The sequence below is a fragment of the Streptomyces abyssalis genome (genome assembly GCF_001751365.1).
In the GTDB taxonomy this organism is placed as follows: Bacteria; Actinomycetota; Actinomycetes; order Streptomycetales; family Streptomycetaceae; genus Streptomyces; species Streptomyces abyssalis.
On sequence record NZ_LJGT01000038.1, the window covers coordinates 1,439,290 to 1,464,014 of the forward strand.

Annotated in this window: 20 protein-coding genes; 13 read left to right on the forward strand and 7 right to left on the reverse strand. The window is 71.1% G+C overall.

Annotation, left to right across the window (positions count from 1 at the left end; translation table 11 throughout):
• Nucleotides 1-24: 24 nt before the first annotated feature.
• Nucleotides 25-1,299: a pyroglutamyl-peptidase I gene (locus AN215_RS13615; protein WP_107374327.1), complete on the reverse strand. Its 1,275-nt coding sequence runs from the start codon at nt 1,297-1,299 to the stop codon at nt 25-27.
• A 236-nt stretch (nt 1,300-1,535) separates the two neighbouring features.
• Between AN215_RS13615 and AN215_RS13620 the strand changes: the two genes are divergently transcribed.
• Both AN215_RS13620 and AN215_RS30075 read left to right on the forward strand, forming a co-directional pair.
• A complete protein-coding gene (locus AN215_RS13620) occupies nt 1,536-2,435 on the forward strand; it encodes a hypothetical protein (protein WP_070009346.1) in 900 nt (299 codons plus the stop codon).
• Nucleotides 2,436-2,489: 54 nt separating this feature from the next.
• Nucleotides 2,490-2,771 carry a hypothetical protein gene (locus AN215_RS30075; RefSeq protein WP_139140732.1) on the forward strand — a complete coding sequence of 94 codons (282 nt, stop codon included), beginning with the start codon at nt 2,490-2,492 and terminating at the stop codon, nt 2,769-2,771.
• A 137-nt stretch (nt 2,772-2,908) separates the two neighbouring features.
• Here the strand turns inward: AN215_RS30075 and AN215_RS13625 are convergent, their stop codons facing one another.
• Both AN215_RS13625 and AN215_RS13630 read right to left on the reverse strand, forming a co-directional pair.
• Nucleotides 2,909-3,097: a hypothetical protein gene (locus tag AN215_RS13625; protein WP_070009347.1), complete on the reverse strand. Its 189-nt coding sequence runs from the start codon at nt 3,095-3,097 to the stop codon at nt 2,909-2,911.
• Entirely contained in the window at nt 3,094-3,504 is a 411-nt protein-coding gene (locus AN215_RS13630) for an ATP-binding protein (RefSeq protein ID WP_070009348.1), read from the reverse strand. The genes AN215_RS13625 and AN215_RS13630 overlap by 4 nt, the downstream gene beginning before the upstream one ends.
• A gap of 185 nt (nt 3,505-3,689) precedes the next feature.
• Between AN215_RS13630 and AN215_RS13635 the strand changes: the two genes are divergently transcribed.
• Nucleotides 3,690-4,949 carry a helix-turn-helix transcriptional regulator gene (locus AN215_RS13635; protein ID WP_070009349.1) on the forward strand — a complete coding sequence of 420 codons (1,260 nt, stop codon included), beginning with the start codon at nt 3,690-3,692 and terminating at the stop codon, nt 4,947-4,949.
• The gene (locus tag AN215_RS13640; protein WP_070009350.1) at nt 4,934-5,479 is read left to right on the forward strand and encodes a GNAT family N-acetyltransferase; all 546 of its coding nucleotides are present in this window, start codon (nt 4,934-4,936) and stop codon (nt 5,477-5,479) included. The genes AN215_RS13635 and AN215_RS13640 overlap by 16 nt, the downstream gene beginning before the upstream one ends.
• Before the next feature lie 768 nt (nt 5,480-6,247).
• On the opposite strand, the gene AN215_RS13645 is transcribed toward AN215_RS13640, so the two are convergent.
• A complete protein-coding gene (locus tag AN215_RS13645) occupies nt 6,248-10,294 on the reverse strand; it encodes an nSTAND1 domain-containing NTPase (protein ID WP_070009351.1) in 4,047 nt (1,348 codons plus the stop codon).
• A 377-nt stretch (nt 10,295-10,671) separates the two neighbouring features.
• Between AN215_RS13645 and AN215_RS13650 the strand changes: the two genes are divergently transcribed.
• The 3 genes from AN215_RS13650 to AN215_RS13660 all read left to right on the forward strand — a co-directional run bounded on the left by AN215_RS13650 (nt 10,672) and on the right by AN215_RS13660 (nt 13,622).
• Nucleotides 10,672-11,580, forward strand: coding sequence for a glycoside hydrolase family 16 protein (locus AN215_RS13650; protein WP_070009352.1), 909 nt, complete (start codon nt 10,672-10,674; stop codon nt 11,578-11,580).
• Between the two features lie 135 nt (nt 11,581-11,715).
• Nucleotides 11,716-12,156, forward strand: a complete 441-nt coding sequence (locus AN215_RS13655) for a hypothetical protein (protein ID WP_070009353.1) — start codon at nt 11,716-11,718, stop codon at nt 12,154-12,156.
• Complete coding sequence (locus AN215_RS13660) at nt 12,153-13,622, forward strand: tetratricopeptide repeat protein (protein ID WP_079122955.1); 1,470 nt, start codon at nt 12,153-12,155, stop codon at nt 13,620-13,622. Before AN215_RS13655 ends, AN215_RS13660 begins: the two co-directional genes overlap by 4 nt.
• Before the next feature lie 140 nt (nt 13,623-13,762).
• Here the strand turns inward: AN215_RS13660 and AN215_RS13665 are convergent, their stop codons facing one another.
• Together AN215_RS13665 and AN215_RS13670 are read right to left on the reverse strand one after the other, a co-directional pair.
• Nucleotides 13,763-14,236: a carboxymuconolactone decarboxylase family protein gene (locus tag AN215_RS13665; RefSeq protein WP_070009354.1), complete on the reverse strand. Its 474-nt coding sequence runs from the start codon at nt 14,234-14,236 to the stop codon at nt 13,763-13,765.
• A gap of 132 nt (nt 14,237-14,368) precedes the next feature.
• Nucleotides 14,369-14,965, reverse strand: coding sequence for an LmrA/YxaF family transcription factor (locus AN215_RS13670; protein ID WP_070009355.1), 597 nt, complete (start codon nt 14,963-14,965; stop codon nt 14,369-14,371).
• A 171-nt stretch (nt 14,966-15,136) separates the two neighbouring features.
• Between AN215_RS13670 and AN215_RS13675 the strand changes: the two genes are divergently transcribed.
• Nucleotides 15,137-16,042: an NAD(P)-dependent oxidoreductase gene (locus AN215_RS13675; protein WP_070009356.1), complete on the forward strand. Its 906-nt coding sequence runs from the start codon at nt 15,137-15,139 to the stop codon at nt 16,040-16,042.
• Between the two features lie 18 nt (nt 16,043-16,060).
• Here the strand turns inward: AN215_RS13675 and AN215_RS13680 are convergent, their stop codons facing one another.
• Nucleotides 16,061-17,965: a C69 family dipeptidase gene (locus AN215_RS13680; RefSeq protein ID WP_070009357.1), complete on the reverse strand. Its 1,905-nt coding sequence runs from the start codon at nt 17,963-17,965 to the stop codon at nt 16,061-16,063.
• A gap of 376 nt (nt 17,966-18,341) precedes the next feature.
• Between AN215_RS13680 and AN215_RS13685 the strand changes: the two genes are divergently transcribed.
• The 5 genes from AN215_RS13685 to AN215_RS13705 all read left to right on the forward strand — a co-directional run bounded on the left by AN215_RS13685 (nt 18,342) and on the right by AN215_RS13705 (nt 24,723).
• Entirely contained in the window at nt 18,342-19,295 is a 954-nt protein-coding gene (locus AN215_RS13685; RefSeq protein WP_070009358.1) for a phosphotransferase, read from the forward strand.
• 133 nt (nt 19,296-19,428) lie between these two features.
• A complete protein-coding gene (locus AN215_RS13690) occupies nt 19,429-19,749 on the forward strand; it encodes a hypothetical protein (RefSeq protein ID WP_139140733.1) in 321 nt (106 codons plus the stop codon).
• 226 nt (nt 19,750-19,975) lie between these two features.
• A complete protein-coding gene (locus AN215_RS13695; RefSeq protein WP_245694432.1) occupies nt 19,976-21,592 on the forward strand; it encodes an MDR family MFS transporter in 1,617 nt (538 codons plus the stop codon).
• A 228-nt stretch (nt 21,593-21,820) separates the two neighbouring features.
• Entirely contained in the window at nt 21,821-22,285 is a 465-nt protein-coding gene (locus AN215_RS13700) for a hypothetical protein (RefSeq protein WP_079122956.1), read from the forward strand.
• Nucleotides 22,286-22,473: 188 nt separating this feature from the next.
• Complete coding sequence (locus tag AN215_RS13705) at nt 22,474-24,723, forward strand: MMPL family transporter (protein ID WP_070009361.1); 2,250 nt, start codon at nt 22,474-22,476, stop codon at nt 24,721-24,723.
• Nucleotides 24,724-24,725 lie beyond the last annotated feature (2 nt).

Below are 24,725 nucleotides of genomic sequence, written 5' to 3' on the forward strand. Positions count from 1 at the left end.
CCGGCGAACCTGTGCGGTCACGAACTAACTACGGGACTCCGCGCTGTCCGTGCCGGCAGCGACCCGGACGATCGAACGGACCTGGTCGACGATGTCCCGCCGGTTCTCGAGGAACTCCGGGTCGGTGATCTTGCCGGTGGCCGGGTCGGTGTTTCCGGGGCCGAACTCGAGGACGGGCGTGTGCACATGGCCGCCGGGGATGTCCAGACCGAGCCGGTCGCGCAGCAGCGTCGCGCGGTAGGCGATCTCGTTGGACAGGTAGTCCCCGCCGCCTCCCTCACGCGCGGTGGAGCCCTCGGTCGGGCCGTCCGGCCGCGTGACCGGTTCGTTCTCCCCGGCGGGGATCTCGACGACCTCCGTGTTGTCCTTCACCGGGAAGCGGCCCGTCGGGGCGGACACGATGTCCTGGTAGGGGAGCGTGGTCGCCGTCCACTGAGGCTGCGTGGCGGGGTCGGAGACGGGCACGGTCCCGGAGGCCGAGATGTTGTCGTTGTCGGGGAAGGTCCCCCGCCACGCCCCGTTGTGGCGCTCGATGTCGAACCTGCCGGGCCGGCCCTGGCTGACCGTGGTGAACAGGTCCACCTCCGGCAGATGCGGCCGGAGCGTCCGCTCGACCATGCCCTGGGTGAAGTCCGCCCAGCGCACGGGGAACATGGCCGTCTCGATCCTCGCCGGGCCCGCCTTGGTGCGCACCACCGTGCCGTCCAGCGCCAGTGCGGCGGCCCCGGACGGATTGCTGATCCGGATGTCCTCGTCCAGCGTGAACGGGTCGAATCCGGTGACCAGGACCCGCTTCATGTCCTTCTTCTCATCCCCGGGGAAGCCGATGGCGTCCTGACCACGCGAGCTGCGCTCCAACTGGTCTCCCAGAGCCGTGCGTTGGGCGTCGGAGAGCGCGAAGCCGGGCTTCCATTGCCGCAGCGCCGCCGTCATCCCCAGCCGTGCCCAGTACAAGGGCCGGTCGTCCGCGCGGCTGAGGTCCCCGTCCGCCTGGCCGCGCCCCTGGGCCCGCTCCACCGCGCGCTGCCACAGCCGCTGCCCTTGCCGCTCGGCCGTCCGCCGCGCCTCGCGGAAGGAGTCCGCACGGCACAGGGCACGGGTGAAGTCCGAAGCCACCGCGCCGAAGCCGGAACGCTCCAGGATCTCCTTGGGGACGGGATCGTCGAGGCGCTGCTCCTCCACGGTCAGCGGCACCGAGGTGTCGGTGCACCCGGCGGACTCCCCGGCGAGCGCGGGCGTCACGGGCAGGGCGATGCTCACGACTATCACCGCGGCCAGTTGTGCGCGCAGTCTCCGCATCCGGTTCTCCTCCGTTAGGCAGTGTCGGCCTGGACGAGGACGACAGGTCGTGGAGATCCTGCTCCCGATCACGCGGTCCCGCAACTGCTCGGCTCCGGCGTTCACTTCCAGGCCACAGGCGTTGTTCACGGCTGGGGACGGGGTTACCGAACAAACCGCACCGCCGTTGAACTGGGCATGCGGTGCCGGGGTCCGGCCCGCGAAGACGTGGTCAGAGGCCGGAGAGGGGTCGTTGGATGATCAAGAGGGGGAGTCTCGCGGCGGTGGCCGCCGGGCTGCTGCTGGCGGTCGCCGGATGCGGGAACGGGGCGGAGGGGAAGGCCGGCGCGTCGGGAAGCGGCTCGGCCGATGCGGCGCAGGCGGGGCCGCCGTCCAGGAAGCTGGTGAAGTGGGTCGGCGCCGTGTGCGAGTCGACGTCCGCGCTGAAGACCGTACGGAAGGACAGCGCGAAGGACCTGAAGGAGATCCGGAAACCGGAGGAGCCCGGCCCGCCGGCCGAACACCTCGCCGCGAGCTACATCTCCCGGACACCGTGGCCGGTTGAGGAGGCCGAAAGCGACCTGAAGGACCTCGGTTCCTCGGGTGTCCCAGCCGCCGACCGGCTCCGCGACGCCTGGCTGAAGAAGCTGAAGAACGTCGTGCCCGAGCTTGACGAGATGTCCCCTGCCGACGCCTTCGAAGACGCCGAGGGCAGCGCCGCGGACGTCGACGAGCTCATCCAGTCGCTCACCCCGCCCGAGCCGGACCTCGGCGCGCTGACGAAGAAGGACCCGCGGCTCGCCACCGCGCACAAGCGCGCCAAGCAGTGCGCTCCCGGCTGGAAGCCCGGCGAGGAGGAGACGGCCAAGCCCGCGCCCGACCCCACCGGGCCACTGCCCGAGGCGGCGGACGGCAAGGACACCGGCGCCTGTTCGGACGGCAAGTGCGAGGTCCTGGTGACCTCCGAGGCGGACATCACCGCGAACGGGCTGAACGTGCACGTCACCGCGGACGGCGACTCCGTCACCTTCCAGTCGGACGGCGGCTACATGCGGCTGGGCGGCCAGGGCGGTGTGGCCAAGTTCGGCGACGACGTCAAGGTGACGGTCGTCGCGCAGAACGAGGACGGCGCCGTGCTGAAGTTCTCGATCCCCTGAGCGATGCGGGGGCCGACGCGGGCGTCGGCATGCTCTCGCCCATCACCACGCCGGGTGCGGCGTGAAGGCGGACGCGACTCTGCCGTCCGGGGTGTCCACGGAGGAGATCCAGAAGCGGCGCCCGGCGGACCTGACTCCGTCGGCAAGGCCGCCCACACCGTGATGGACGCCTTCGGCGACCTGGACCACCAAGCCTTCATCGCGGGCGAGATCGGGGAGACGGACGACGATGGACGACCGTTCGGCTTGAGAGACATCACGGATGGCATCTGGACGGCGCTGGACGCCTACGTGGAGACAGCCCGGAAGGCTCTGGCCACGACCGCAGACCAGTAAGGCCCCGGCCATCCGCCACGGGGGAGGAGGAACGGACAGCCGGGGCCGGTCTCAGGGAGTGGGCTGCGGGTCCCAGAGCGCCCACACGCACACGGCGACGCACAGCAGCCACCACAGGAATACGGCGAGGCGCTGCTTCATCGCTTGGCCCGGGTCTCTGCGGCGAGCCATGGCCAGGAGCCGGGCAGGGCGGCGATCTCGCGGGCATGCGGGCGGCAGGCGTACACGTCGCCGGTGCGCGGCCCTGGGTTGATCCCCTGCATGTTCCCGGCGTCGACCTGATGCACGAGCACGACACCCCTCGCCTCGCAGCGGATGCACTTCACGGTGCCACCAGCTCCGCCCAGACGCGCTTCCCCCACGGCAGGGGGTCGGTACCCCACTCGTCGGCCAGCAGCTCCACAAGGGCCAGCCCACGGCCGCCTTCGTCGTCCTCGTTGGCCTCACAACGGACCGGCTCCACCCGGGACTTGTCCACCACGGCGATCCGGACGGACGCGGGCTCGGGCCGCGTGACGCTGACCCGGATGGCGCTGCTGCGGGCGTGCTGCACGGCGTTGGTCACCAGCTCGGAGGCGATCAGCGCGCCCTCATCGGCCAGTTGCTCCAGCCGCCACGTGGCGAGTGCCGTACGGACGAGCCGTCTCGCTGTGGCCACGCTCTCCGGCGTGCGCGGAAGCGACTCGCTGTATCCAGGGACTCCGGTCGGGCGTGCAGTGGCGGTCACGGTCATCACAGACCCTCGTCGGTGGTGTGAGCGGTACCGGCTGCCGCGCTGGTCCGCGACGGCCTGTGCGCCACTCAACGACGGATTGTGACGGACTGTGAGGAAAAGTCCGGGCCGTGTGCATCGCCGACGACCGGAAATTTCGCGGCTGTTGAGGCACCGGAAGGGCGCTGCCTGGCTAGCGTGAGGGTGTGGAGGCGAACGAGGCGCTGGCCGACGCACTACGCGAAGCCGGGCTGACTCAGGCGGAGTTGGCCGAGGCCGTGAACGCCTACCTGCGCTCCCTCGGCCGGGAGGGCACGGTCAGTGACCGCACGGTGCGGCACTGGCTGACCGGGAAAACCCGCTGGCCACACCCCCGGCAACGTGAGGCGCTGGAGACGGTGTTCGGGTGTGCCGCCGAGGAACTGGGATTCGCACCTCCGGCGGCCCGAAGCGACTCCACCAGCACCCCGGAGGACCCCGTGCGGCGAAGGAATTTTTTCACCGCCACCACGGCCGCCGCAGCCATCCCCCTGGTCGCCGCCCGCCCGCATGCCGTCGGTACCACGGACGTGATCCGGCTCCGCAGCGGCCTGGACGCCCTGACGGCTCTCGATGCCTCCAGAGGCGGGCATGAGGCCCTGGAGCGGGCCGCCTTGGCAGGGGCCGCCGACGCGCTGGAGAAGCAGAAGCAGGCGGCTTCCCAGCGCATTCGCCAACGACTCTTTGCCGTAGCTGCGGAGTACACGTCCACGGCCGCGTGGTCGGCGGTCGACGCGCACCAGTCCGAGCGTGCCCGTAGACACCTGAACCGCGCCCTCTACCTGGCGGGCATGGCGAAGGACTCCACGGCGGAGATGCGCGTATGGAATGCGCACGCGATGCTGGCACGTCAGCAGCTGCGCCACACGGAGGCCGTGGATTCCGGCCAGGCCGCGCAGGCGACGGCCATCACCCGCCGGGACCCTTTGTTCGCCTCCCTCGCGCATGCACGGACAGGCGTCGGGCATGCCAACTGCGGGGACCGGCAGGCCGCCCTGCGCTCCCTGGGGCACGCCCAGGAGGCGCTGGCCAGGGCCGGGCTGGACGAGCCCCGCCCGAGTTGGATCGCCTTCTACGGCCCGGCCGAGCTGCTGGCCGTCACCGCCATCGTGCTGGGGCGTATCGGGGACGCCGCCGAGGCGGAAGCCGCCTCACACCGAGCGCTCGTCGCGATCCCCGAGCGCTTCCGCAGGAACCGCGCCCTCGCCACGGCGCAACTCGCCCTCGCCCAGCTTCACCAGCACGACATCGAGCAGGCGTGTGCGTCTGCCGACACTGCGTTCGCCCTGATGGACGGCGACCCCATCCCGGGCCGGATGCGGTCTCGCCTCGGGGACTTCTACCGTGATCTGCTCACCCTGGCACCGGATGCTTCGGCGGCGCGGGAGTGGGGAGACCGATACCGCACCGAATGGAGCCGAGCTTGAAGACCGCCGATGCCCTGGAGCTGCGCCACTTCAGCCACGACGATCTGCCGGACATTCGGCAGACGTTGATCGATGTGCACGCGGACGTGCACGCCGACCGGATGGATGACGACGAGTTCCGGCAGAAGTTCCCCTGGTTCGTGGACCACTGGGGCGGTCACCCGGAGTTCTCGTGTGTGATCGCGTACGACGGGGGCGAGCCGGCTGGCTTCGCCTACGGCGCCCCGGCGAAGCCGGACCGCGAGTGGTGGCGGGAGCACCTGGACCCGGCACCGGAGCGTACGGCCACGTTCTCCTTCTCGGAGTTGATGGTTCGCGAGAAGTGGCGGAAGACGGGAGCAGCGGACCAGCTGACCCGCGCCCTGCTCGATGGCCGGGACGAAGACCTGGCGGTCCTCCTGGTGGACACCACCCACCCCAGGGTCCAGGCCCTGTACGAGCGCTGGGACTTCAGGAAGGTGGGCGAGCGTCAGCCGTTCCCCGACTCCCCGAAGTACGCGGTCATGCTCGCTGAACTGCCGCTTCGCTGAGATAGCAGCGTGGCAGCTTAGTACCGCGGTACTTGGCCGGCTCGCCCTACATGTAGCCCTCGCTCTCGGGCGGTTCAGGCGGCTTCGGCGGCATCGCCGGTACCTGGGGCATCGGTGGCATCGGCGGTGTGCGACGGTGCGTTGTATACCAGGACAGGCCCACGGCTACGAGGGCTCCAAGGCCACTCGCCGCCGTTCCCACTGCTGAGATCATTTCGGCTCGGTCATCTGCATGGCAGTCGAACTTGGGTGCGCTCGGTGGCAGGGGGCTGCCGTTGCAGGGGTAATCCCCGGCGTTGCCTCCGCCGGAGCCGGAGCTTGGGTCGAAGGTGAGGTTGATAGTGAAGCCCATGCAGAGAAAGCCCAACAGCAGGCCCGCTAAGAGGAATCGGCGGGGCCGGCCCCGCGCGGTCACCCTCAACCACGACCTCGTGCTCCTGACGGTGCCCTCCGCCGTCGGCGGTACCTGCCTCAACGTCTCAACCCCCGTGTGTGCGCTCCCGATCGGCCGCCACAAAGCCCTGCCGCATTCTCGTACGACGGGCTGGCGTCCGCCATCGGTCAGCGGCCTCCGGTAGCTTCCTGGATCACGCGTTGATCACGTCCCCGGTCACGTCCTCGACATAGACCCGCATGTCCCGGTCGTCGACCCGCAGGATCAAGCCTCAGGCATCCGAACGATGGTTGCCCCGCTCGTCTCCGACGTGCCCGCCGCCTCCGACGTGCACCGGGCGCCCGCAGTCAGTGCGTCCAGTGCCCGGAGGGGCGCTAGCACGCCTGGCGGTAGCCGAGTTGGGGCAGGTGCTCCTCCCAGTCCTCGCGGGTGAGGGCTCCGCCGGTGCGGCCGCAGACGTAGTCCGCCGCGCGGTCCGCGTCCAGGGTCCACACCCGGGCCGTCAGGTCGTAGCTCGCGGACGTGAGGGAGTCGCCGTCCGGGCTGAACGCCACGGAGGTGACGGTGTCGAGGTGGCCGGTGAGTTCCTGCCCGAGGGGTTCCGGGCGGGCCCGGTCGGCCACGTCCCACAGCCGCACCGTACTGTCGCCGCTGCCGGTGGCCAGGGTCTTGCCGTCCGGGGCGAAGGCGACGGACCTGACCGGACCGCGGTGCCCGGCCAGTTCCTCACCCGCCGGACGAACGCGGTCGGTCCGCCGTACGTCCCACAGCCGCACCGTACGGTCCTCGCTGCCGGTGGCCAGGGTCTTCCCGTCCGCGGCGAAGGCCACCGAGTTGACCGGCTGGTCGTGCCCGGTCAGGGCCTCGCCCGCGGGCCGTGCCCGCGACCGCCCATGGGGTATCCCCTGCTCGACGAGCTTGGGGACATGCCACAGCCGCGCCGTGTCGTCCTCGCCGCCGGTGGCCAGCGTGCGGCCGTCCGGCGCGAAGGCCACGGAGGTGATCGCGTCCTCGTGGCCGCGCAGCGGTTCGCCGACCGGGCGCAGACGTTCCGGCCGGCGTACGTCCCACAGCCGTACCGCGCCGTCGGCTCCGCCGGTGGCCAGGGTCCTGCCGTCCGGGGCGAACGCGACGGCTGGGGCACCGCCTTCGCCCGCCTCCAGCGGTTCGCCGAGCGGAGCGGGACGCCCGCCGGTCGATACGTCCCACAGCCGTACGGTCCCGTCCTTCGAGCCGCTGGCCAGGGTGCGGCCGTCCGGGGCGAAGGCGACGGCCAGCACCTCGTCGTCGTGCCCGGCGAGAATCCGCGGTTTCCGGCCCGGCAGGCCCGACTCACCGACGTGCCACAGGCGGATCAGCGCGTCGGTGGTGCTGGCGGCGGCGAGCAGCCGCCCGCCCGGACTGTGGGCAACGGCGGTCAGGGGATTGGTGAAGTCGGTGAGGACCGTCGGCGGCCGGTGCCACAGGCGGACGCTGCGGTCGGCACCGGTGCTGGCGAGGGTGCGGCCGTCCCGGCTGAAGGCCACCTCCCACACGGCGTCCGTGTGGCCGGTCAGCGGCTCCCCGAGCTGCTGCGGGTACGCGGGGTTGGCCACGTTCCACAGGACCGGGGAGTCGTCCTCGCCCGCGGTCGCCAGGGTGCGGCCGTCGGGGCTGAAGGCCACCGACAGGACGGCCGAGGTGTGCGCGGTGAGCGGTTCACCCAGCGGCCGGAGCCGGTCCGGGTCGGACGCGTCCCACAGCCGCGCGGTCTCGTCGTAGCCGGCGGTGGCCAGCGTCTTCCCGTCCGGGGAGAAGGCCACCGTCCAGACAGGGTCGGTGTGTTCGCGCCGCGGCTTGCCGAGCGGCTCGAGACCGTCGTCCTCGCCGGAGCGCCACATGCGTACGGTCCCGTCGTAGCCGGCGGTGGCCAGGGTGCGGCCGTCCGGGGCGAACGCGACGTCGCGGACGCTGCGTTCCTCGGACTCGTCTGCCTCGGTGGGCTTGCCCAGCGGCGAGGGCTCGGCCGGGTCGCTCAGGTCCCACAGCCGTACGGTCCCGTCGTCGCCGGCGGTGGCCAGCGTCTTCCCGTCCGGGGAGAAGGTGACCGAGGCGATGTTCTCCTTGTCGTGGCTCACCAGCGGCCGGCCGGTGGCGCGGGGCCGCTTCCGGTCGCGCACGTCCCACAGGCGGATGGTGCCGCCGTCCCCCGAGGCCGCCAGCAGGCCGCCGTCCGGCGGGGAGAAGGCGACCGCGCCGACCCGGCCCTCACCCAGGTGCAGCGGTTCACCCAGCGGCTTGCCCAAACCCTCAGGTGTGTCCGCTGATCCCGGCCGCGGGGCGGTGTCCCACAGCCGGACCGTGCCGTCGTGGCCGCCGCTGGCGAGGGTGCGGCCGTCGGGCGCGTACGCCACGGAGCTGCCGACACCGCGGTGTCCGGGCAGCACGGTTGGAAGCGCGCGGCCCGCGTCCGATGCCAGCCGGGTCCGCAGGTCCGGTGTGGAGCGCATGCCGTGCGCGGCGACGTCGAGCCGGGCGGCCATCCCGGACCGGGTCTCGCGGACACCGTCGGCCTCGGCGGTGAGGCGGCCGAATACGGCGTCGTCCCTTTCGGTCTGCGCACTGGCGCGGGCCTGGAGGGCGACGACCGCGGTGCCGCCGGCGAGCAGCACCAGTGCGGCGAGCACAGCCACGACCGTGCGGCGCAGCCGTACGGCGCGGTGCCGGCGCCGGAGCGAGGCGGTGAGGAACTCCCGCTCCGACGGGGTGAGTTCGTCGGAGCGGGCGCCCTCGGCCGGACCGGAGCCCTCGTCATCCTCCTGCGCGGCGCCGTGCGCCCGTGCCGGGCCGCGCGCACGTACAGAGTCCTGCGGGAAGGCGTCCCGGGCGGCGGACAGACGCGATCCGGCGTAGAGCGCGGCGTTCTCCCGGCCGAGCGCCTGCCAGGTACGGGCCGCCTCGGAGAGCGACCGGTGCACGCGCAGCCGGTCCCGTTCGGCGTCGATCCATTCGCGCAGGCGGGGCCACGCGCTGATGAGAGCCTCGTGGGCGAGCTCGGCGGTGCCGTCGTCGAAGGTGACCAGGCGGGCGCGGACCAGGCGTTCCAGCACGGCCCGGGTGTCGGCGGGGCTGCCGAAGTCGAGCTCGGCGTGTTCGGCGGGGCGCCGCGACGGGGGTTCCCCGGCTCGGGCGAAACGGAGAGCGGGGGAGGGTGTGCCTTCCCCGGGCTCCCGGTCTCCCCCGAGCATGGAGGAACCGCCTCCGGGAGTCACGAGGCGGAGCAGGATGCGGCGCGCCAACTCGGCCTGCGGCGCCGTGAGTTCGGCGTACACCTGCTCTGCGGTACGGACGACGGCGCCGTGCAGCCCGCCTGCCGCCTCGTACGCGGTCTCGGTCAGCGCGCGCCCTCTGCGGTGGCGCCAGGTCTCCAGCAGGGCGTGCGACATCATCGGCAGTGCGCCCGGGGCGCCCTCGACCTCGTCCAGAAGCCGCTCGGTCAGGGCGCGTTCGACGATCAGGCCGTCCGCGGCCGCCGGGCGGACGATGGCCTCCCGCAGCTCCGCGCGGCTCATGGGCCCGGCGAGCAGCGTGGCGTCCTGCAACGCGGCCGTGAGGCCCGGGTGTTCGGCGCAGCGGCCGAGGAAGTCGGCCCTCACAGCGATGACGACGCGCAGCCGGCTGTCGGCCTCGGTGGCGGCGACGAGGCGGTCGATGAAGGCGTCCCTGTCGGCCGGACCGGCGCCGAGCGTGTACAGCTCCTCGAACTGGTCGACGATCAGCCAGGTGTCGGCGTCGGTGTCCGCCACGGGCGTGAGCCGGTCAGCGTGCGTGCGCAGCGGCTCCGCACCGGGCGTGAGGATCCGTACGGCCGCGGGAGCCGCCTCACGGGCCCCGTCGCCGTTGCTGTTGCCGCCTTCGCCGTCGCCGTCGCGCGGGGTGCGCAGCCGGGGGATCAGGCCGGCGCGCAACAGCGAGGACTTGCCGCTGCCGGAGGGGCCGAAGACGGCGGTGAAGCGATGCTTGCGGTTCAGCTCGGTCAGCCGTTCCACCAGCTGGTCGCGGCCGAAGAAGAGCCCAGCGTCGCCCGGTTCGAACCGGATCAGGCCCCGGTACGGGGGCCGGGCGGTGCCGTCCTCGGCGGTCCCGGCGCTGTCGGCGGCCAGCTCCTCCGACGCCTCGCGCCAGCGCCGCTCCCATTCGATCAAGTCGCCGCCGCACGCCTTCACATAGGCGAGCGTCACCGCGCGGGTGGGCAGCTGCTTCCCGGCGGCCGCCTGCGACAGGGTCGTCACCCCGTACCGCGCCTGCCCCGCCATCGCCCGGTACGTGGGTCTCCCCGCGGACTCGCGCAGCGCCCGCAGCCCGGCGGCGAACCTCGGCACCGGCCCTGCCTCCGGGTCCAGCTCGCCCTCGCTGCGCCCCGGCCCTGGTTGTCCCGACACGTGCCCGCCCTTCCCCCGTACGCCCAAGTCGTCCCCAGGCAATCACTCAGCGCATCCGCCCGACCGCCCACGGTAGGTAGCGGCTGGGGCGGCCCGCAACCGGAGTTCCCAACTGTCGGCAGGCCGGGCACGAGCGTTCACCCGGCCTTCACAACCTCCCGTCCAGGCCGCCGGGTTCGGGCCCGGTGCCGCAGCGGAGCCGGATTGTTCGGAGCCCGGAGAGGGCCTGCTGAACAACGGCGTACGGCGGTCGAATACCCGAGGGACGTGGCCGCAGGCCTTCACGCGGCCCGAGCCCGCCTTCGGGGGAGGGCTCGGGCCGCGCGTCCGCTGTCCGCACGGGTGTCAGCAAGGACACGAAAGGCTGAAGGAGAGTCATGTACGGACGACCTCGCCCCCGGCGTACCGCCGTCGGGCTGGGCGCGGCGGTGCTCGCCGCGGCGGTACTCGCGGTCACGGTCACGGAGACCACGGTGGACGCCGCGCCCGGCAGCCCGGTGAACGCCGCGGCCGACCGCCCGGCGACCGTGCCCGACCGCCCCGCGACCGCGGCCGAACGGCACGGCTGGGGCAGCCCGTTGCCCGAGTGGTCGGACGAGTTCGACTACGGCTCCGAGACCGGTCCCGCCGTACCGGACCGGGACAAGTGGCGCCTGGCGGGCGGCGGCCCCGGCAAGTGCTGGCCCGGTCACAGCGGTAACGGCCGCCGCTGCGACGCCAACACGCGGGTCGTCGGCGGCGTCCTGCGCATGACCGGCGAGGCGGACGGCGACACCGGCTGGCTCGCCTCGCCGTACGGCAGGCAGTACGGCCGCTGGGAGGCCCGCGTTCGCTCCCGCGCCACCGCCCCCGACAACGGGCGGCAGTACCACCCGCTGCTGATCCTCTGGCCCGACTCGGACGAGCATCCCGAGGACGGCGAGTACGACTACCTGGAGAACGGCGCCCCGGGCGAGCAGTGCGCCGAAGCGTTCCTGCACTACCCGCACCCGGAGAGCGTGCCCGTGCAGCAGGAGTTCGTGCGGAAGTGCGGCGTTGACCTGTCGCAGTGGCACAACGTCGCCGTCGAGTGGACCCCTCACGGGCTGCGCGGCTTCATCGACGGCGAGGAGTGGTTCCGCTTCGCCGGCGGCGCGAACGAGGACCGCGACTGCATCCAGTGCGCGCCGTCCATGCACCAGACCATCCAGCTCGACAACTTCCACGGGGACGACCTGCAGAGCGCCGTCTACGAAGTGGACTGGGCGCGGGTCTACGACCTGCCGGACAACGAAAGCACGGGGTGATCCGTCATGCCGAACTCGCCTTATCCGCAGCCTGATTCGGCCGGCCGGGCCGATCAGTCCGGTCAGGCTGGGCCACCCGGCCGGCCCGGTCAGCTCGATCAGCCCGGTCCTTCCGCACCGCCGGAGAAGGCACACATGGGCGGGCCTCTCGTCTTCGCCCTCGTGGTCGTCACCGTGCACGCGCTGGGTATCGCGTACGGCGGCTGGACACTCCTCGAGGAGAACTACAACAACCGGGCGCATGGCCAGGGTGCGGTCATGCCGATGGGCACCGCCTGGTTCATGACGCTGTTCTGCTGGGTGCTGGCGGCGGTCCAGCTCTTCTGCGTCGTATCGGCTCGCGAGCGGCGCCCCTGGATCCAGGTGACGCTCGCCGCATCGATGATGTTCGTGGTGGCCTCCACGGGCCTGGCCTTCTTCGGCTCGCTGTCGACCGGGACGTCCGGTCTCGTCGCGCTCGTGGTCCTGGCCGTCGACGTGGCGGCCCTGTGGGCGGTGCTCGGCGCGCCTGGCCGGCGCTGGTTCTCCGTACGCGGCACGGAGCCCGCCTCACCTCCGGGTGGTGACCGTCCATGAACCGGCCGCCGCACGAGCGCGACCCGCACGAACGCGACCCGTACGGGCCGCCCTTCGAACCGCCGGACCCTCACGGGCCGCCCGTCTCCACCTCCCCGCACGACCGCGCGGCGGTGGCGCTCGGCAACGCCTCACTGCTCGGCATCGGCTATCTGCTGCTGGGTCACCGCCGGCTGGCCGCGATCGCCGCGCTCGGCACGTGCGTCCTCCTCAACCTCACGGCCTCTGCCGCCACGACCTGGTCCGAGATCCTCCTGCTCCTGTGGTGGGCGGCCGGGACCGTACACGGCTGGTTCCTGGCCGGCGGGCCCGCGGGGCGGGTCCTGCGGCGCGGTCAGCGCGCGGGCGCGCTCGCCGTCACGGGCACGGTGCTGCTGGCAGCCGTGCTGCTGCGCGTCGACGCGTACGCAATCGAGGACCGCGTGAACAAGGCCCGCGAGGGCGGCGACTGCGCGAGGGCCGTGGCCGCGCAGGACGAGGTGTGGTTCGGCCACCGCATGGCGGGCGCACCCGTGGTGGGCCCGGGCGATGCGGTGGTGGCGGCGTGCGACCGGCTGGACGAGGCCGCGTTCGCACTGGCCGACGCCGAACGGGACGGAGACGTTGAGGACTTGGAGAGAGGCTTCGGCACCCTCGCCCGCGTCCTGGAGGAGCCCGGCAACGACAACACCGCCGAGGCGGTTCTGGACGCCTTCCTCGACGGCCTGCCCACCGAGGACTCCTGCGACACCGCCGGCATCACCGACTGGCTCCGCGACCGCGAGCCCACCCGCGACCTGCTGGACCGGTCCGCAGCCACCGCGTCCCGTGCCGAACCCGCCGCGCTGGTGGGCTGCGGCGACGACCTGATGGACGAGGACGACTGGCAGCAGGCACGGACGCACTACCAGCGCCTCCTCGACCAGTACCCGGACGACGACCGTACGGACAAGGCACGCGGCGGCGTGAAGAAGGCGACCCGCGCCATCGAACTGGCCAAGGTGCGCCGCCTTGTCAACACGGCCGGCGCGGAGTCCGGTTACTGCGACAACCCCGCCGCGTACAGCGGCGCCCCCTCGTACCGCAAGGGAGACGATCCCGCGCTGTTCCTCGGCGACACCGAGTACACCGGCAAGCTCCCCGGAGACTGGCGCACCGGCGACCCGGCCGAGGCCGCGCTCGTGGTCTGCGCGGACGAGGCGGAGAACGGAACCGCCGTCGAGACGTGCAGCTACGAGAACGACAGGTCCGAGTACCTGCCCCACCAAGTGACCTTCCGCAAGGTCAAGATCCCGCTGAAGGTCTACGAACTGCGCACCGGGAAGCGTGTCGGCCCGGACGACGTGCAGATCAGCGGGGGAAGCTGCCCGCGGGTCCTGCACTACAAGAGCTACCTTCCGACCGACTTGGGGCCGCCCGGCGACCAGTTCGTCTCCACCGCCAAGTCCGATGTGAGGGACGCCTTCCGGCCGGTCCTCAAGCGCTGACCGGGCTGATCACGCAGATCACGCCCCCGGGCGCCCCGGTCAGGGGCCCCTGGGGGCGTGTGCCGCGGCCGACGGGCCTGGGCCAGGTACGGGCAGTCCCGGCCCGGTCCAGGCCCGGAGGCCCCGTCCCGGCCCCCGCCTCAGCCGAACTGGCCGGGCTGGTAGTCGCCCGCGGGCTGCCGGACCATCACGTTCGCCGTGTTGAAGGCGTTGATGAGCGCGATCCCGCACACCAGGGCCGCCAGCTGCTCCTCGTCGAAGTGCTTGGCGGCGTTCGTCCAGGCCTCGTCCGTGACCCCGCCGGCCGCGTCCGCGATGCGTGTTCCCTGCTCCGCCAGTTCCAGCGCGGCCCGCTCGGCCTCCGTGAAGACCGTGGCCTCCCGCCACGCCGCGACCAGGTTGAGACGTACCGAGGTCTCACCGGCGGCGGCGGCGTCCTTGCTGTGCATGTCGGTGCAGAAACCGCACCCGTTGATCTGACTGGCGCGGAGCTTCACCAGCTCCTGCGTGCTGACCGGCAGCGTCGAGTCTTCGAGCACCTTGTTCGCAGCGATGATGTGCTTGAAGACCTTGCCTACGGTCGGGCTGGTGAAGGCGTCCAAACGGGCACTCATGAGATCTCCTCTGCCGCTGTCGGCGATTGCGTTGCAGGTGCTTGCACTCGTACGACGGCGCAGCTCGGCAGCGTGTGACATGCCCGTCTGTGACCTGCGTCTCCCCTCCGGGACCGCAGTCGTCTCCGTCGGTCAGCCGGCGCTGTCCACGGCCGCGTCGAGGAGGGGACCGAGCTCCCGGGAAACCGTCGTGAGGGCGCGGACGTCCCGGTCGGCCCGGGCGATGAGGATCGCCCCTTCCAGTGTGCCGATCATGAGTGTGGCCAGCGCTTCGGTCCGCTCCTCGGGCACACCCAACTCCGCCAGCGCCTGGGCCACCGACCCGCTCCAGGTGGTGAACGCGGCGGACGCGGCCTCCCGTGTGGACTCGGTGGATTCAGCGCAGTCCACCGTGGCAGCGGCGACGGGGCAGCCGCCCTCGAAGCCGGTCGTCCGGTACTCGTCGGTCCACTGGCGCACCATCTCGGCGAACAGCGCGCTGGGTTTCGGCTCGGGCAGCGCGGCAACGAAGCGCGCGACACGATCGCCGGCGTACCGGCCGGCCCAGCCCACCGCCTCGTTGACGAGCTGCTCCTTACCGCCGGGGAAGTAGTGCTGCAGCGATCCGCGGGGCGCCTGGGCGTGGACGGCGACGTCACGCATACCCGCGGAGGAGACTCCGTCGCGCCGGATGAGCTGAGCCGCGCTGAAGACCATCCGCTCACGTGGCCCACGTTCGGACACGGTCATCTCTCGACCTCCCACTACCACTTGAGAGTTTCGGCCCCACCCTATGACAGCCGTCATAAGCCCTACTACTATGACGGCCGTCATGACCGGTGAGCGCGACGGCCTCGCGGACCTTTCGGGGGGCGAAGGCAGCGGCTCGGTCCGGGCGTCGGTAAGAGATGGCGGTGCATCGTGTACGTGGGTTTCGTCGGACTCGGCGTCATGGGGCAGCCCATGGCGCTCAACCTCGCCCGGGCCGGGACGCCGCTCGTCGTGTGGAACCGCACCAAGGCTCGGTGCGAACCACTGAGGGCGGTGGGAGCCGAAGTCGCGGCGAGCCCCGCCGGGGTCTTCGACCGGGCCGGCGTCGTGATCCTCATGCTGGCCGGGGAGACGGCCATCGATGCGGTTCTGGGGCGGGGCACCCCGGAGTTCGCCGGACGGGTCGCAGGGCACACCGTCCTTCACACGGGAACGACCTCGCCGGAATACTCGGCTGCATTGGAGGCCGACATCCGTGCCGCGGGCGGGAGGTATGCCGAGGCGCCGGTCTCCGGCTCCCGAGTCCCCGCCGAACAGGGGCAGTTGGTGGCGATGCTGGCGGGCGACGAAGCCTCCGTGGAGACCGTACGGCCCCTGGTCGCCCTCATGTGCCGTGAGACGTTCGACTGCGGTCCCGTCCCGGGCGCCCTGTTGATGAAACTCGCCGTGAACCTGTTCCTGATCACGCTGGTAACCGGTCTGACCGAGGCATTCCACTTCGCTGACCGGCACGGGCTCGGCCAACGCCGGTTCCTGGACGTCCTGGAGGCAGGCCCGATGGCGAGCCCTGTCTTCCGTATGAAGGCGCCCAAGCTGCTGGACCGCGACTTCGCCGTGCAGGCGTCGGCCGAGGACGTCCTGATGAACAACCGGCTGATCGCGGAGGCCGCCCGCAAGGCCGGCCTGGCCTCCCCTGTCCTGGACGTCTGCCACAGCCTCTTCGACGAGACCGTCGAACAGGGCCACGGAGCGCAGGACATGGTGGCCGTGCTGCGTGCGCTGGAAGCCCGGACCGACGGCACACGCACGCACGGTGCGCGGAGCGAACGGATGTAAGGGGAGGCCGGTGCCGCCCTATGGAGACCCCGCGCGCCGCCTTGAGTGCCATACCGTCCCTGCGGCCACGAGAAGTGAGACGGCAGCGATGCTCCACGGGGCCCAGTTCCGCCAGGACGAGTCGCCGGACCGCTCGGCCGATGCCGCCGTACGGCCTGAGACGCGGGCATCGGAGTAGTCGGGCACCTCGGACGGATCGCCGTAGTGGCCGGCCCGGTCGACGCTGGATCCGTCCGCCCAGCCGCCGCCGACATCGCAGTTCATCCGGTCACGTGCGGATTCGGGTCCCCGCAGTCCCATCGGCCGGGAACGCGCCGACGCGGTGCTGCCGTCGTCGTCCGGGGTTTCGCCGGTGCCGGGCTCGCGGAGCCCGCCCTTGGCCGCCCGTGACCTGCTGAGAATGTCGTCGAGCAGGTGGTTGCCGAGCCTGAGCCCGTCCAGTGCCTGCTCGTTGGTGTAGCCGGTGAGGATGTCCGCGGTCCGGTCGGGGGCCGCCTCTGCCTTCCCCTGCACCTGCTTCCAGTCCTTGATCTGCTGTGCCTCGAACCCTTCGAAGGCGGCTGTCACATCTCCCAGGTACAGACGCGGGCGGGCGCATGTGGCGTACATGAGGCGCTTGAAGGTCTGGGTTGCCGACTCGGTCGCCTCCTGCTCGGCGTACTCGGGGTCCAGGTACTCGGCCGAGGCGCCGGCGGTCATGTACCGGTGCTGGGTGTACTCGACGGGAAGCTCTCCGGTCCCGATCGCCACCGGTATGTAGGGCGCAGTAACGGCTGCCGTAGGCGCCGTCCACAAGGTCGCGAGCCGGGGATCGGGGAGACCGGGGTCGAGTTCGGCGACCTGTCCGTAACCCGACCGGTCGTCGGACCAGCGGGGGTCCCGGACGATCCGCATCATGTCCTGCAGCCTCACCTTGCCCAGGCCCGCGAACTCCTTCTCCAGCGAGACCGGATTCCGGTACGGCGCCGGGTCCTTGGGGTCGGCGTTCTTGCCCACCGGGAAGGATTTCGTCGGGAAAGGCTCCTGATAAACCTTCTGCAGATTGAAGGTCTTGTCCTCCGACGGGTCGTACCAGCCCTTCTTCTCGGCGAAGGACACGAGGTTCTCCGATCCCATGAAGTCAGGGTTCTTGCCCTCCACGGCGTCGGTTGGGAACTCCTTGATGTAGCCGGGGTAGGAGACGCGGATGTCGTCCGGACCGAGCCGTTCGGCCGCCCAGAGCCCCTTGCCGCCGGCGTATTCCACGAGAACCCAGCCCTCTTCGGCGTCCGCGAACAGATGCGAGTTGCCGCCGTATGTGGTGTACCCGTGGGTGTCTATGAGGTCGCCGAGTATCTCCACCGCCTCGCGTGCCGAGCCGGCGCGTTCCATCGCGATCCTGGAGAGGTCGGAGTACTGCGGACCGGTCTGGTCCTTCGGGGTCATGTCCAGCAACTCCTTGCGGGAGTTGGACCAGACGTCCCGGGCCGCGACACCCTTTTCGTTCAGACCTCCGTTCGTCAGAGGGGCCGGCATGCCGGTGAACTCGGAGTAGTTGGAAGTGAGATAACGGTAAGTGTGCCGGGCTTGCGGGATCTTGGTCAGCTTGCCGGGCATGTCGGCCTCGCCGGTGGACCCGACGGTGATCTCGGAGCCCTTGGGATGATCCTGCGCCGGCACAACCTCCATCCAGTGACTGGAGGGTTCGTGCCCGAAGCCCCCGAGCATCGTGTGCCCGTTCGACGACCGGTTCTTGCCGACGTACGCCGCGAACGACTTGTCGGGCTGCCGAAAGGCACTCTGCCCCGGTTCCGTCGACTTGCCGGATCCGCCGAGCTCACCGCCTTCTGCGAAAGCAACGGACGGGGTGCCGAGTGCGGTGACCGTCACAGCGGTGGTGGCGAGCGCGACCACCGTGGCCGGACGAGGCCGGGATCGAAGCATGTTCTCCCCTGAAATGAACATCGACTGAGTTTCACGGGCGAGCAATCAGCAGGAATACGCTACAGACGCTTACCTGGGCGGGATCCGCGCGTGACCTCCCCTCTTACCCGTATCCCTGCGAGCGGCAGGGGCAGCGGGCTCCTCGAAGCGCTTGCCGGGTTCGCGCGAGCGGCTCCCGGCAGTGGTCAGGCCAAATGGCCGTGGGCGACCGTTCGTTGCCTGAGGGCAAGCGATCGTCCACGCCGGGAACAGGGCTGTCCAGGCCGACGACGATCGAGCCGGGTCCGTACCGCTGAGTGGAGCGGCCAGCAGGTGCGGGCCCGGCAGTTCCGCCCGGCCCGCACGTCTGGCGGCGTGCTCATGGAACGATCGGGCCATGCCCGATTTCGTGACGCCGGAACAGATCGCCCGTCGCACCTCCGCCGCAGTCGACGCCGCTGTCGGAGCCGGACGCGCGCTCGGACTCACCGTGACCGACGCCAAGGTGCTCCACGACCTGTTCTCCGTCGTCGTCCACCTCGCGCCCTCACCGGTCGTGGCGCGGGTCCCCACCGTCCTGCCGCACTCCGCGGGCCTCGGGTCACAGGCGCCCCGCCAGCAGACCGAACTGGACGTGACAGGGTGGCTCGCCGACCAGGGGACCCCCGTGATCCCTCCGAGCCCGCTCGTGCCACGGGAACCCGTTCAGCGCGACGGGTTCTCGATGACGTTCTGGCAGTTCGTCGAGGAGGACCGGGGCAAGGAGCCCGACTACGTGGCGAACGCCGAGCTCGTCGCCGACCTGCACGCCGCGCTGCGCGCATACCCCGGCCGGCTGTCGTTCCTGTCCGCGGCCGAACCGCAGGTCGTCACCGAGAGCCTTGTCCTGCTCGAAGAGCGCCCCGACCTCATCGGTCCGGACGATCTGGACCGCGCACGCCGCGAGTGGCAGGTCCTGGAACCTCTCGTACGCTCACGCCCGGCGTTCGAGAAGGCGTTTCCTGGGGTGGACCTCCAGCCTGTCCACGGCGACTGCCCGCCCGCGAACATCTTCCCCGGGGTGGACGGGAAGCTCTACGCCGACTTCGAACTGGTCACGCTCGGTCCCGTCGAGTGGGACCTGGCCACCCTCGGGCCCGATCTCGAATCCGCCTACAACCGAGGCGCCCGGCGCAACGGGATGAGGCCGTTGAACGACGACGTCCTGAGTTTCGTGAACGCCGTGGGGATGCTGCGGACCATCTCCGCCCTCATGCTCGCGCCGCAACTGCCCCCGTTGCTCGGGTATCTGAACCCGGCAATCGCCCAGTGGCGGTCGACGCCGTTCGCAGGCGGTTTCACCTCCGGCTGACACCGGCAAGCGACGGCGGGCAGCGGAAGCCGGGGACGCCGCGCTCGAACGCCATCGGCCCGCTCAGGGTTCGCGGTCACGGACACCGGCACCGGGGTGGGCCGGGCGTATGGCGGTAACTACTCTCGAACACGTGCCCGAATTGCCACTGCCGGATGACCTCCCGCGCCTCTACACGATCAGGACGCTGCTCCTGACGCTCCTCACGACGGTGAACGCCGCCATCGAAGAGGCCGAGGACCCCCGCCCGCGGGCCGCGGCAAGGATCCCGCGCCGCTGGTGCATCAACTGGCGCCGCGCGCCCGCCGGGCACACCCGCGTCGGCGTCCTCCACGCCGCCGACTGCATGCTCGCCACCGGCCAGCCTGTCGACGCCCGTACCGTCCAGGCCGAGCGGCGCCGTGACGGCCGGCGCATCGAACCGTGCGAGGTCTGTGACCCACAACTCCCTTAGCCGCGCGCCCTCGAAGAATCCCGCAGGTCCGGAGGGGGGCGGCCGGCGGATGCTTCGTCGAACGGGCGAGAATTCGGGGGATATCCGAGCAGCGATACGGAACACTCGGGCCGACCGATTAGTTCTGCCAGGCGTGCCGAGTCTTCACCGGTGCCAACACCCACGTCCGTGCTGGCGGCCCCTGGCTGCGAAGCGACCGTGACCTGAAACCCAACGAGGTACTGCCATGTCAGCTGCGATCCAAGAACGTCCGGCCGTGCAGGCGGGCCGCACACCGACGGTGGTGCGGCTGCTGGTACTGGCCACGTTCGTGGTGATCCTCAACGAGACCATCATGATCAACGCCATTCCGCGGCTGATGGACTCGCTGCGCATCACCGAGCAGTCGGCGCAGTGGGTCACCACAGCGTTCATGCTCACCATGGCCGCCGTGATTCCGGTCACAGGCTGGTTCCTGGAAAGGGTCACCACCCGCCAGGCATACGCGATAGCCATGGGTGTGTTCCTCGCGGGCACCGCCCTGTCGGCCGTCGCGCCGTCCTTCGAGGTGCTGCTGCTGGGCCGGATCGTGCAGGCCGCAGGCACGGCCGTGATGCTGCCCTTGCTGATGACCTCGTTGATGATCGTGGTGCCGGAGCACGACCGGGGACGGGTGATGGGCAACGTCACCCTGGCGATCTCGGTGGCGCCCGCGCTCGGCCCCGCCGTGTCCGGGCTGATCCTCCAGGCCGGCTCCTGGCGACTGCTGTTCCTCGTCGTCCTGCCGATCGCGGCTCTGGTGACCGTGTTCGGGCTGCGGAAGATGGACAACATCAGCGAGCCGCGGGTGAGTTCCATCGACTGGTTCAGCGTGGGCGTGGCGGCACTCGGCTTCGGCGGCCTGGTGTACGGCCTGAGCCTCTTCGGCGAGGGGGACGGCAGAGTCGGGCTCGGCATCGGCATCGTCGTCGCCGGGGTCGCCGCGATCGCGGTCTTCGTGGTCCGGCAGCTCAAGCTGCAGCGCACCGGTGTGCCTCTGATGGACATGCGCATCCTCGGGCACCGCACCTACACCCTGTCCCTGGTCCTCATGTCCATCGGCTTCCTGGCGATGCTCGGATCGATGATCCTGCTGCCGCTGTACCTGCAGAACCTGCGCGGGCTCAGCCCGCTGGAGACCGGCCTGCTGGTCATGCCGGGCGGTCTGGCCATGGGTCTGCTGGGACCGACCGTCGGGAAGGTGTTCGACCGGTTCGGCAGCAGGCCACTGGTGCTGCCCGGCTCGATCGCCACGCTGCTCGCCCTCGCCGGGTTCACCCAGATCTCGATGACGATGCCGTACTGGCAGGTGCTGGGACTGCACGCGCTGCTGATGGTCAGCCTGGCGGCGACGTTCACCCCGGTCTTCACGCTCGGCCTGGGCGGGCTGCCCCCGCATCTGTACTCGCACGGCAGCTCGATGCTCGGCACGTTGCAGCAAGTCGCCGCGGCGTTCGGGACCGCGCTCGTGGTCACCGTGATGTCCGCGCGCACCAGCAGCCTGGTCGCCGACGGCGTCGCCGCCGTGCCCGCACAGGTCAGCGGAATGAAGCTGGCCTTCGGCGTCGCGACGGCCCTCGCCGTGGTGACGATCGTCGTCGCGGCGAGGCTGCCGAACCGGGCCGCGAGCACCGGCACCCACGATCACGGCACCCAGGACCACGGCACTCCGGATCACGGCGTCCAGGACCACGGCGTCCAGGACCACGGCGTCCAGGACCACGGCAGCCACGATCACAGCAGCGCCGGCACCGTCCTGTCCGCCGACGGAGCGGCAGAGCGGCAGCACAGCGCAAGCACCGTGAAGGGCGATGAGAGGGCCTGACGGTGGGGGGTGGTGACAGGCCCCCGGAGAATCCACCGGCCAGCAGGCGGGCGACTGCCGTGACGTGCCTGGAGTATCGGGAGCGCTGATTCCCCCAACCTCACGTCACGAATCGAGGCCACGATGTCGCGCGCTGCGCAACGGAACCGTCCCACCAGCCGCGCTCGTGCTTCGGGCGGGCCGTGTGCCGTGCCCGGTCTCCAGGTCCCCCCTGCACCCCCTCCAGCGGTGCGCGCCGCATTCACGCTCTGGGCGACGGCTGTCGCCGCCGGCGTTTTCGAAACGGCCCTGGCGGTGGGCGGGTCGGTGGGCGGCAGCGTCGGCTCCACGGCTGAGATCGCTGGAGGCCTCGCGGTGCGGGGTGCCGTCTTCACCGCCGCGATCCTGGTCGCGCTGCGGATGCGCCGCGGCCACGGCTGGGCCCGGATCGCTCTGACGCTCGGCCTCGGCGTGGTGGGTACGGCGTCGATGGTGGTTGAACCGGTCCACGCCCTCGCCCAGGGCAGCAGCACCATCGGCGAGGAGCTGGCGCAGGCCGGGGCCATGGACCTCGCCTTCGGGGCCTGCCGGGTGCTGCACGTGGCTGCCGTGCTCTCGGCCGTGGTTCTGATGTTCCTCCCCGCGGCCAACGGCTACTTCCGGCGCAGCCGTTCCGGCCGTGCCGTACCTGCGGGCAGCGGCACGCAGGCCTGACGAGTCCCCCGGCTCAGTCCGACCCCGGCGCCCTCGCGGGGTCGTACCGTTCGGACGGCACGCCCCTGTGCGGGGGCCGGCACCCTGTGCGGGGCCCGGCACCACCCGCGGGGTCCACCGGACGGTGGACGCAAGGTGCAACCGGACGATGCTGTCGGGCAGATGCCCTGGCCGGACAGGCTTTCCCCATGAACGAACTTCCTGTGCGTGCTGCCCGTTGGAGCGCCCTGCACCCGTGGCGCGCGATCATCGGCTGGCTGGTGTTCGTGGTCCTCTGCCTGGGCACGGGCATCGCGGTCGGCACCAACAGCGCGACCACCGAGGACTTCCGGATCGGCGAGGCAGGCCGTGCCGAGGCGATCGCGGCCGAGGGAGGCGTGCAACGCAAGCCCGTCGAGCAGGTGTTGCTCTCCGCCAGATCCGGCGACTTGGACGAGGCAGCAGCCAAGGACGCCGCACGGGACCTGACCGCCCGGATGAGCCGTCTGCCCGAGGTGGAGAGGGTGGCGCCTCCCCGGATGTCGGCCGGCGGAGACGTGCTGCTGGTCGAAGTGACGATGACCGGCGACGAGTTGGACGCCAAGAAGAACGTCGGCCCGCTGCTCGCCCGGACCGGAGCGGTGCAGAAGGACCACCCCGGTCTGCTGGTGGAGGAGACCGGAAGTGCCTCTGTCGGCAAGGGAGTCGATGCCCAGCGCAGCAGCGATCTTGCGCTCTCCGAGAAGATCGCCCTGCCGGTCACGCTCGTCACCCTGCTGATCGTCTTCGGGTCCGTGCTGCTGGCCGCGGTGCCGTTGCTGCTGGCGCTGTCCTCGATCGCCGCGGCCATGGGCCTGTCGATGGTGGTTTCCCACATCTCGCCGGACGCGGGTGTCGGTACCAACGTCATCCTGCTGATCGGTCTTGCAGTCGGTGTCGACTACACGCTCTTCTATCTCAAGCGGGAACGGGAGGAACGGGCCCGGTCCGAGGGCCGCCTCGGACCGGACGCCCTGGTGGAGCTGGCGGCGGCGACCTCGGGCCGGGCGATCGTGGTCTCCGGGCTCGCGGTCGCGGCCTCCACCGCCACGCTGTACCTCGCTTCCGACGTCATCTTCTCCTCGCTGGCCACCGGCACCATCGTGGTCGTCCTGGTCGCCGTGGCCAGCTCGCTGACCGTGCTGCCGGCGCTGCTGGTCAAGACCGCCCAGCGGGCGGAGCGACGGGTGGAACGACGCAGGCGGAAGAGTGCCGCCGGCCTTGGCGGCGCGGCCGCGGCGGTACGCGGAAGGCGCAGGCAGCGGCGGACGCGGGAGAGCGGCAACGGACGTGTATGGGCCGTGCTGATGCGGCCCGCCGCCACGCGCCCGGCCGCCACCCTGTGCCTCGCCGGAGCCCTCATGTTCTCCCTCGCCGCCCCCGTGCTGGGACTGAACATCACCGAGATGAGCCGGGACACGCACTCCCGCGCCATCCCCGCCATGCAGACGTATGACCGGCTGCACGTGGCCTTCCCGGAGTTGCGGGTCACGCACCAGGTCGTGCTGCGGACCGAGCAAGGCAGTACGGGCGTGGTGAAGCGGGCGCTGGAGGAACTCGGCCGACGTGCCCAGGCAGAACCGCTGTTCACCGGGGAACCCCGGCTGCGGACGTCCGAGGACGGCCGTACCGGTTCACTGGAGTTGTCGGTCCCGCACCGGGGCGACTCCGAGAAGGCCAAGGCGTCCTTGAACCTCCTCCGGGACCACTACGTGCCCGCGACCACCGGCCGCATCCCCGGCGCGGAAGTGGGCGTGAGTGGTGACGTCGCCCGCTACGCCGACTATCCGGCTCATCAGAACAGCAAACTGCCGTTGGTCATCGGGACGTTGCTGCTGGTCACCTTCGCGATGACGGTGCTGGCCTTCCGCTCGGTGGTGCTCGGGCTGCTCGGCGTCGTGCTCAACCTGCTGTCCGCCGCGGCGGCGCTCGGCCTGCTGGTCCTGGTCTTCCAGGGCACCTGGGCGGAGGGGCTGCTCGGCTTCACCTCCACGGGGTCGATCGGTTCGCGGGTGCCGCTGTTCCTGTTCGTGATCCTGTTCGGGCTCTCGATGGACTACCAGGTGTTCGTGGTGAGCCGGATCAGGGAGGCGGCGCTGGACGGCGTACCCACCCGCAAGGCGGTCCTCGACGGAATGAGCAGTTCGGCGAGTGTGGTGACCAGCGCGGCCGTTGTGATGGTCACCGTCTTCGCCGGCTTCGTAGCCCTGCATCTGATCGAGATGAAGCAGATCGGCTTCGTGCTGGCAGCGGGCGTACTCCTGGACGCCTTCGTCGTGCGGATCATGATCCTGCCGTCGGCGATGCTGCTGCTCGGGAAGGCCAGTTGGTGGCCTTCGCGGGGTGCGAGCCGGGGCCGCCCCGTTCCTCCCCTCTCATCCGGCGGGGACTCCGACTCCGTACCCGTCGGCGTACGTTGAGT

Excerpts from the sequence above, each read along its gene's own strand:
- AN215_RS13615 (WP_107374327.1), bottom strand. The coding sequence starts at position 1,299 with ATGCGGAGACTGCGCGCACAACTGGCCGCGGTGATAGTCGTGAGCATC.
- AN215_RS13620 (WP_070009346.1), top strand. The coding sequence starts at position 1,536 with ATGATCAAGAGGGGGAGTCTCGCGGCGGTGGCCGCCGGGCTGCTGCTG.
- AN215_RS13630 (WP_070009348.1), bottom strand. The coding sequence starts at position 3,504 with ATGACCGTGACCGCCACTGCACGCCCGACCGGAGTCCCTGGATACAGC.
- AN215_RS13640 (WP_070009350.1), top strand. The coding sequence starts at position 4,934 with ATGGAGCCGAGCTTGAAGACCGCCGATGCCCTGGAGCTGCGCCACTTC.
- AN215_RS13650 (WP_070009352.1), top strand. The coding sequence starts at position 10,672 with ATGTACGGACGACCTCGCCCCCGGCGTACCGCCGTCGGGCTGGGCGCG.
- AN215_RS13655 (WP_070009353.1), top strand. The coding sequence starts at position 11,716 with ATGGGCGGGCCTCTCGTCTTCGCCCTCGTGGTCGTCACCGTGCACGCG.
- AN215_RS13660 (WP_079122955.1), top strand. The coding sequence starts at position 12,153 with ATGAACCGGCCGCCGCACGAGCGCGACCCGCACGAACGCGACCCGTAC.
- AN215_RS13665 (WP_070009354.1), bottom strand. The coding sequence starts at position 14,236 with ATGAGTGCCCGTTTGGACGCCTTCACCAGCCCGACCGTAGGCAAGGTC.
- AN215_RS13670 (WP_070009355.1), bottom strand. The coding sequence starts at position 14,965 with ATGACCGTGTCCGAACGTGGGCCACGTGAGCGGATGGTCTTCAGCGCG.
- AN215_RS13680 (WP_070009357.1), bottom strand. The coding sequence starts at position 17,965 with ATGCTTCGATCCCGGCCTCGTCCGGCCACGGTGGTCGCGCTCGCCACC.
- AN215_RS13685 (WP_070009358.1), top strand. The coding sequence starts at position 18,342 with ATGCCCGATTTCGTGACGCCGGAACAGATCGCCCGTCGCACCTCCGCC.
- AN215_RS13695 (WP_245694432.1), top strand. The coding sequence starts at position 19,976 with ATGTCAGCTGCGATCCAAGAACGTCCGGCCGTGCAGGCGGGCCGCACA.
- AN215_RS13705 (WP_070009361.1), top strand. The coding sequence starts at position 22,474 with ATGAACGAACTTCCTGTGCGTGCTGCCCGTTGGAGCGCCCTGCACCCG.